This is a genomic window from [Clostridium] clostridioforme AGR2157 (assembly GCF_000424325.1).
Classification (GTDB): domain Bacteria; phylum Bacillota; class Clostridia; order Lachnospirales; family Lachnospiraceae; genus Enterocloster; species Enterocloster clostridioformis_A.
The window spans coordinates 79,451-86,991 of sequence record NZ_AUJR01000021.1; the positions used below are offsets into that span (position 1 = coordinate 79,451).

A 7,541-nucleotide genomic window follows, 5' to 3' on the forward strand; every position below is an offset into this window, starting at 1 on the left:
CAAATAGATATTCCATAAAAACAGTGAGGTGAATGGCATGGACTCTGATGGTAGTCCGCGAAGGCATAGAGCAACACATGGGGGCCGGAAGTTCCGTGTCCCTCATGTGATTGCGCTTGCCTCTACTAAAAATTAAGGAGGTAAGACCAATGAACAAGAAAGAAAATCGCATAGCTGTTCGTCAGGCCGCGGAAATGGCAGTCGTCCGTGACGAGCAGAACCGCCGCATTCAGTTTGCGGCAACCAATCCCATTAAAGAGGTTTTGAAAAACCTGCATACCACACTTCGTGGGCTTGATCCGGGCGGCGTATTTACAAGCCACGCCAAATACGGCAGCAACAGAGTAACGCATGAAAAAAAGAAGTCTCTGGCAAAGCGGCTGGCCGGGGCGTTTATCAACCCCTTTACCGCCATTCTGTTCTGCCTGGCGGTGGTATCCACCATAACAGACATGGTTTTCCCGTATTTTTCCCTGTTTGGCAGCACGCCGGAGGATTTTGACTGTCTGACGGTGGTCATCATTCTCACAATGGTGTTTATTTCCGGAACGCTTCGTTTCGTGCAGGAATCCCGCAGCGGCAATGCGGCGGAGAAACTGCTGGCCATGATCACGACCACCTGCACCGTTACCCGTAAGGATCAGGTAAAAGTTGAAATCCCCATGGATAATCTGGTGGTCGGCGATATCGTGCATCTGTCAGCGGGTGATATGATTCCGGCTGATGTTCGGATTCTGGATGCAAAAGATTTGTTTGTCAGTCAGGCAAGTTTGACTGGAGAAAGCGAGCCCATTGAAAAAACGCCTAATGTCAGCGCGGCCAAAGACAGCATAACCGATTATACAAACATCGCCTTTATGGGCAGCAATGTTGTCTCCGGCAGTGCAACAGCGGTCGTTGTTTGTGTCGGTGATAATACGCTGTTTGGTTCTATGGCATCCGCAGTGGCCGGAGAAGCGGTTGAAACCAGCTTTACCAAGGGTGTCAACGCCGTTTCTTGGGTGCTGATTCGTTTCATGCTCGTTATGGTTCCGCTGGTATTCTTCATCAACGGTATCACCAAGGGAGACTGGCTGGATGCCTTCCTGTTCGGCATTTCCATCGCCGTCGGTCTGACACCGGAAATGCTGCCTATGATCGTGACCACATGCCTTGCCAAGGGCGCGGTGTCCATGAGCAAGAAGCAGACCATCGTCAAGAACCTCAATTCCATCCAGAACTTCGGCGCAATCGATATTCTCTGCACCGATAAAACCGGTACGCTGACCCAGGACAGGGTCGTGCTGGAATATCACCTGAACATTAAGGGCGAGGACGATACGCGTGTGCTGCGCCATGCCTACCTCAACAGCTACTTCCAGACCGGCTACAAGAACCTGATGGATCTGGCGATTATCCATAAGACAGAGGAAGAAGAAGCGGCGGATTCTCGTCTGCTTGATCTGTCTGAAAATTATGTGAAGGTGGACGAGATTCCCTTTGACTTCACCCGCCGCCGCCTGACCACGGTCGTTCAGGATAAGCAGGGCAAAACCCAGATGGTGACAAAGGGTGCTGTGGAAGAAATGCTCTCCGTCTGCACCTTCGTAGAGTGTGATGACGGCGTGGAACCGCTGACCGATGAGGTTCGCAGCCGGATTCTCAAAACAGTGGATGATCTCAACGACAAGGGCTTCCGTGTGCTGGCGATTGCGCAGAAAAGCAATCCGTCCCCAGTGGGTGCGTTCGGCGTGAAGGACGAGTGCGAAATGGTGCTAATCGGCTATCTGGCGTTCCTCGATCCCCCGAAGGAGTCCACCGCAGATGCCATCAAGGCACTGAAAGACCATGGCGTTACTACGAAAATCCTGACCGGCGACAATGACAAGGTGACCCGCACCATCTGCAAGCAGGTGGGACTGAAGGTTCGCAATATGCTCCTTGGCTCTGATTTGGAAAAAATGAGTGATGTAGAGCTGGCACGAGCAGCAGAATCCACCGATGTATTTGCAAAGCTGACACCCGATCAGAAAGCCCGTGTGGTTTCTATCCTCCGTGAAAATGGCCATACCGTTGGTTTTATGGGCGACGGAATCAATGACGCCGCGGCTATGAAAGCCGCTGACATCGGCATTTCGGTGGATACAGCCGTAGACGTAGCAAAGGAATCGGCTGATATTATCCTGCTGGAAAAAGACCTGATGGTTTTGGAGCAGGGCATTATCGAAGGCCGCAAGACCTATGCCAACATGATCAAGTACATCAAGATGACCGCATCCTCCAACTTCGGCAATATGTTCTCGGTACTGGCGGCTTCTGCGCTGCTGCCCTTCCTGCCAATGATGAGCGTGCATCTGATTTTCCTGAACCTGATTTACGATCTGTCCTGTACCGCGATTCCTTGGGATAACGTGGATGAGGAGTTTATCGCAAAGCCCCGGAAATGGGATGCATCCAGCGTGGGCAGCTTTATGATTTGGATTGGGCCTACCAGCTCTATCTTCGACTTTACGACCTACATCTTTATGTATTTCGTATTCTGCCCCCTGTTCGTGTCCAACGGCATTCTGTTCAACGATCTGGCTGCTTATTACAGCGGTGCAGAACTGGCAACGATTCAGGCACAGTATATTGGTATGTTCCAAGCCGGATGGTTCGTGGAATCCATGTGGAGTCAGACACTGGTCATTCACATGATCCGCACTCCGAAACTGCCCTTTATCCAGAGCCGCGCATCCGCTCCGGTGACGCTGCTCACCATGACTGGAATCACGGTCCTGACCATAATTCCCTTTACAGCCTTTGGAACGATGTTGGGATTTGTCGCTCTGCCTGCAACATACTTTGCTTATCTGATTCCCTGCATCCTGCTGTATATGGTGCTGGCAACCAGCTTGAAAAAAGCCTATGTCCGTCACTACGGCGAACTGCTCTAAGGAGGTGCAATGATGAACTGGAAAGAAATTTGGATGACCCTTTTCGGAACGACCGAATGGCTTGGCCTTAATATCGGTTTTTGGGTGGCAATGGCAGTTGTTTTACTGATCGTCATTGTAATGAATGTCGTGTTCTGGTCAATGAAGCCGAAAAAACCGAAAACAGACGAGCTAAAAAAGGATTGATTGCTCCATTATGCCGGTACTGTACCGGAATCCATATTGAAATGCAAACTGCCGTACGACGGCAAAAGAAAAAAAGTCGTCGTGCAGCGGTTGCTTAAATACGCCAAAGAAACGGCGGCTTTCAAAAGCCGCCGTTTCTTTGCGTATAGAGGATTTCGTTGAAGCCATGCGTGCATTGGTAGAAACGGATCCTGAAGCATCATGGACATGCCGCCTGCTCAAAAGGAAAAGCTATAAATCTATCATGGCAAATTTAGGCCGGCTTAAACCGAAGGTGGTCTCAGTCCGCCTATGTTATAGTTGGTCATTAAATTTGTACCCGATGCCCCAGATGGTCAAAATGTACTTTGGCGCGTCCGGGTCAGGCTCGATTTTCTTCCGAAGTTTTCGGATAAATGCCATGATATTGCTGTCATCCCAAAGGTAATCGTCTGCCCAGACTGCCCGATAAATCTGTTCTTTGGTAAAGACTTCGCCCCGGTTCTGCGCAAGAAAATACAGGATGTCAAATTCTTTTGGGGTCAAGCTGATTTCTGAACCGCTCATCAATACCTTTCGGCCTTTGGGGTGAATCTCCAATTCTCCAATCAGCATCCCGTCCGGCACAGCACCCATAGGAAGCTCTGTTTCTTCGGATGCGCCCAAAAGCAAAGAAGATACCTCTCCGCTGATCATATCCCGGAGACCGGAAAGTAAATCTTCCACGCAGTTACTTTTCGGCGGCTCTTTCATCAACTTTTCCAGCAGCCACGTTTCAAGGACGGAATCCATTGGGACGAAACTGATATTCTTTTTCACGATGGGTTCCTCCTTTCAAATCAGTTCATGGTACTTCTTCTGATAGAAGTATTTGGCTACCGTAGTCAGCAGCATATACACAAGCGCCACAATCAGTAGAAACACGAAATACCAGAACGGCAATTTCGTCAGGCCGAACAGCGATGCACCACTGGTAAAGGTAATAGCAGTAAAGGCAAAAACTCCTGCAAGAGTAATGCAAATAACCGACGCAGACGGCCTGCTCTGCACAAAAGGAACTTTATGGGTTCGCAGAAAATGCAGAATCAGCACCTGCGTCCACATGGACTCCAAAAACCATCCCGTTTGGAACAGTGACACATACTGAAGCTGTAAGGCAGGATCGGTAAGATTCAGATAGGTTGCCCCTCCGCACAGCATGGGACACAGGAAGTAATACAGGAACAGGAAGGTCGCAATGTCAAACAAGGAGCTGATCGGCCCGAAGGACATCATAAACCGTCCCAAAGTTTTTCCCGACCAATCCCTCGGAGACATAGTTTCTTCTTCATCCACATTGTCCCAAGGCAGAACGATACACAAAATATCGTACAGCAGGTTCAGAAGTAAAAGCTGAACAGAAGTCATGGGCAAAAACGGCAAAAAGGCACTGGCACAGACAATGGCAAAAATATTGCCGAAATTGGAGCTGGCAGTAATTTTAATATATTTGAGCATATTGGTAAAGGTCTTGCGCCCTTCCAAAATCCCCTGCTCCAGCACATTGAGATCCTTTTGCAATAAAACCACATCGGCTGCGTCTTTGGCTGCATCCACCGCCGTGTCCACCGAGATACCCACATTGGCCTCGTTCAGTGCCGGAATATCATTGATTCCGTCGCCCAAAAAGCCCACCGTATGTCCGTTTTCCCGCAGAGCGGAAACCAGACGAACCTTTTGACCCGGCGTAAGCTCCGCAAAAACATGGATTTCCTCAACCGCCGTGCTAAGTTCACTGTCTGTCATTTCATCCAGCTTGGCACCGGTCAGCACAGTCTCGGCAGAGATGCCCACCCGGCGGCATACAGACACCGCAATGGCTGCCTGATCTCCCGTCAGAATTTTGGGGGACACTTTCAATTTTTTGAGCGCCGCCACAGATTCCTTTGCGGTTTTCTTGGGTGCATCAAAGAATGCGAGATACCCCATCAAAATCATATCTTTTTCATCGGCAGGGGTGATCTGGTTCTGCTGTCCTACATTTTTTCGTGCAATGGCGATGACCTTCATGCCATCCTGGAGCATATCATCTACCACAGAAGATACGCTCTGCATCCCGCCCTTTTCTATCGGCAGAATTTCACCCCGATACTCCACATGGATGCAACGGGCAACGATATGGGAGATGTCCCCTTTCATAATGAGTTGACTTTCTCCGCTTTCGTCTGTCACAAGGGTGCTGACAAACTTGCGGGTATAATCAAAAGGAATCTCATCTGTCTTTTGATATCGAGCAAGCAAATCAGTATAATGCGTCTCACAACCCGGCATGGTCTGACAGGCAAGAATTGCATTATCAATAGGATTGCGGACGCCGGAGTGATAGATACTGTTCAGGAACGCCAGATCCAGAACTTCTGTATTCTCGTTGCCGAGAATATCCATGTAATATTCCAGCAAGATGCTTTCATTGGTCAGCGTCCCAGTCTTATCCATGCAAAGCACATCCATGCTGCCAAAGCCCTGCATGGCATTGATGTCCTTGATGATAGTCTGTTTTTTGCTCATGGCAAGGCTGCCCTTTGCAAGACAGGCGGTGATAACCATAGGCAACATCTCCGGCATTAGCCCTACTGCCACCGACAGCGCAAAGGCAAAGGATTCCATCCATTTTCCGCCTGATATGCCGAGAACCACAAACACGGTCGGCACCAGCACCGCCATGAAGCGAAGCATGACCCAGGCAATGGAGTTCGCACCCTTTTGAAAGAAATTTTTATCATCGGAATCGATCTTTGTGAAACTGCCGTACAAGGTATCCTTGCCCACCGCCAGCACGATTCCTTCACCCTTACCGCTGATGACCGTTGTTGCCATAAAAGCAAGGTTTTCAAGCTGGGTCAATGTTTCCTGACTGCCGTAACTAAGTCTTCTACTGCTCTTTTCCAAAATGGCACTCTCGCCCGTGATGGCTGCCTGAGAGATGAACAGGTCGGTGACCTTTATCAGCCGGATGTCCGCCGGAACGCGGTCGCCCGCAGAAAACAGGACAAGATCGCCCACCACCAATTCTTCTGCGGGTATCTCCATGAGTTCTCCGCCTCTCTTTACAGTGATGCTTTCATGGATCAGTCGGTCAAGCTGTTCCGCTGCATTTTTTGCCCGCAGCTCCTGAATCAGACGGATCACACCACTGATCAGGATCATGGAAAAGATAATGATGGCGGTGGTGGCGTTTCTGGCGAAGTTGGAAGCGAGAATAACATCCGTCACCAGCGAAACAATACCAAGGACAAAGAGAATTACATTGAACGGATTGATAAATGCACGTCGCAATCGGTGCGCCGTCGTATCGTTATTTCGCTCTGTGAAGCTGTTTGTACCGTATCGTTCTCGCATCGTCTCAACCTGTTCACTCGATAGTCCATCCGGCGATGCGCCAATATCCCGATATATTTCTGATGCCTCACGGTATGCGTATTTTTTGATACGACTGTCCAATAGTGTTGTTTTGGACACGAGACAGTCCCTCCTTTATAATCATATTTTAGCCATGAGCAAAACTCCGCACATTATATTTATGCGGTTTTGCGAGGCATGGCAAACCTCTTAATCACTCCAATTTTATAGTAACAATCAGCTCCTAATGGTATAATGAGGTTGGCAAAATCAATAACGCCATAAATTCTTTCGTTTGTTGAGAAATACTATAAAATATTTTATCATAACTTTAATCAAAATACTTCTTGTAAATTCTTGTTTTTTTCTTGCCTTTATACGACTTTGCCTGTTCCTACTCCAAAGCAGACTATTCCAGATTCATGAATGTAACGGCATCCCTGGCTTTAAAACTCACTCCTGACTCCCTGAAGTCACAACCGGTCTTCTTCTGCATTGATGATACCATTGGCTCCAACTATCTGAACGGCCATTGCTTTGTCAGCCTCATGCTTTGTGTCCCCATATGGAGCAACCACCGGATTGCTTATCTGGCGGTCCCTCTAGGTTACCGCATGTGGCAGAAAAAAGAATCCAAACTGGAGCTTGCCGCAGCCATGGTGCGTCAGGTCATGCCCTCTTTTGCGGAACGCCTTTCTATTAAAGACTCCGGGCGTTCCCGGACCGAACCATCTGCATAAAATTTGCTGGATTAACCCGCTCCGGATTGGCGGGAAAATCCCACACACCGCCTTTAATCTTCATACGAGCAATCGGATAGGGGAGATTTTAACCTCCCCTTCCACACCACGTAGCGTACCGTTCGGTACTACGCGGTTCAATAGTTTACTCGGACTTTCAAATAGTGGGCAGTCATATCGGGATAACCAAGTCTGTCCACTATGATTCTTTTGGTGAGTGCCGAGTTGAGCATTCCCGCCGCTCTCCACACTCCCTTTCGGCAGTTCGCCATCTCATGCACCTTCCACTCTGGTAAATGTAACGCCCGCAACATTTTATATCTTGTGCGTACCTTCTTCCATT

The 7,541-nt window shown here is 48.9% G+C and carries 5 protein-coding genes; 3 read left to right on the plus strand and 2 right to left on the minus strand.

Features of this window, described 5'->3' with window-relative positions; genetic code table 11:
* The first annotated feature begins 149 nt into the window (after positions 1–149).
* Both mgtA (G614_RS0110915) and G614_RS31930 read left to right on the plus strand, forming a co-directional pair.
* Positions 150–2,915 (plus strand): magnesium-translocating P-type ATPase, encoded by a 2,766-nt coding sequence (gene mgtA / locus G614_RS0110915; RefSeq protein ID WP_027641963.1) that lies wholly within the window; start codon positions 150–152, stop codon positions 2,913–2,915.
* Between the two features lie 9 nt (positions 2,916–2,924).
* Positions 2,925–3,101, plus strand: coding sequence for a hypothetical protein (locus tag G614_RS31930; RefSeq protein ID WP_044917577.1), 177 nt, complete (start codon positions 2,925–2,927; stop codon positions 3,099–3,101).
* Between the two features lie 294 nt (positions 3,102–3,395).
* Here G614_RS31930 and G614_RS0110925 read toward each other — a convergent pair whose 3' ends face one another.
* The gene (locus G614_RS0110925) at positions 3,396–3,899 is read right to left on the minus strand and encodes a winged helix-turn-helix domain-containing protein (RefSeq protein WP_027641965.1); all 504 of its coding nucleotides are present in this window, start codon (positions 3,897–3,899) and stop codon (positions 3,396–3,398) included.
* 15 nt (positions 3,900–3,914) lie between these two features.
* On the minus strand, positions 3,915–6,578 hold the full coding sequence (gene mgtA, locus G614_RS0110930; RefSeq protein WP_027641966.1) for a magnesium-translocating P-type ATPase: 2,664 nt from the start codon (positions 6,576–6,578) through the stop codon (positions 3,915–3,917).
* A 302-nt stretch (positions 6,579–6,880) separates the two neighbouring features.
* On the opposite strand from mgtA (G614_RS0110930), the gene G614_RS27275 reads away from it, so the two are divergent.
* A complete protein-coding gene (locus tag G614_RS27275; RefSeq protein WP_049948059.1) occupies positions 6,881–7,198 on the plus strand; it encodes a hypothetical protein in 318 nt (105 codons plus the stop codon).
* The last annotated feature ends 343 nt before the right edge of the window (positions 7,199–7,541 follow it).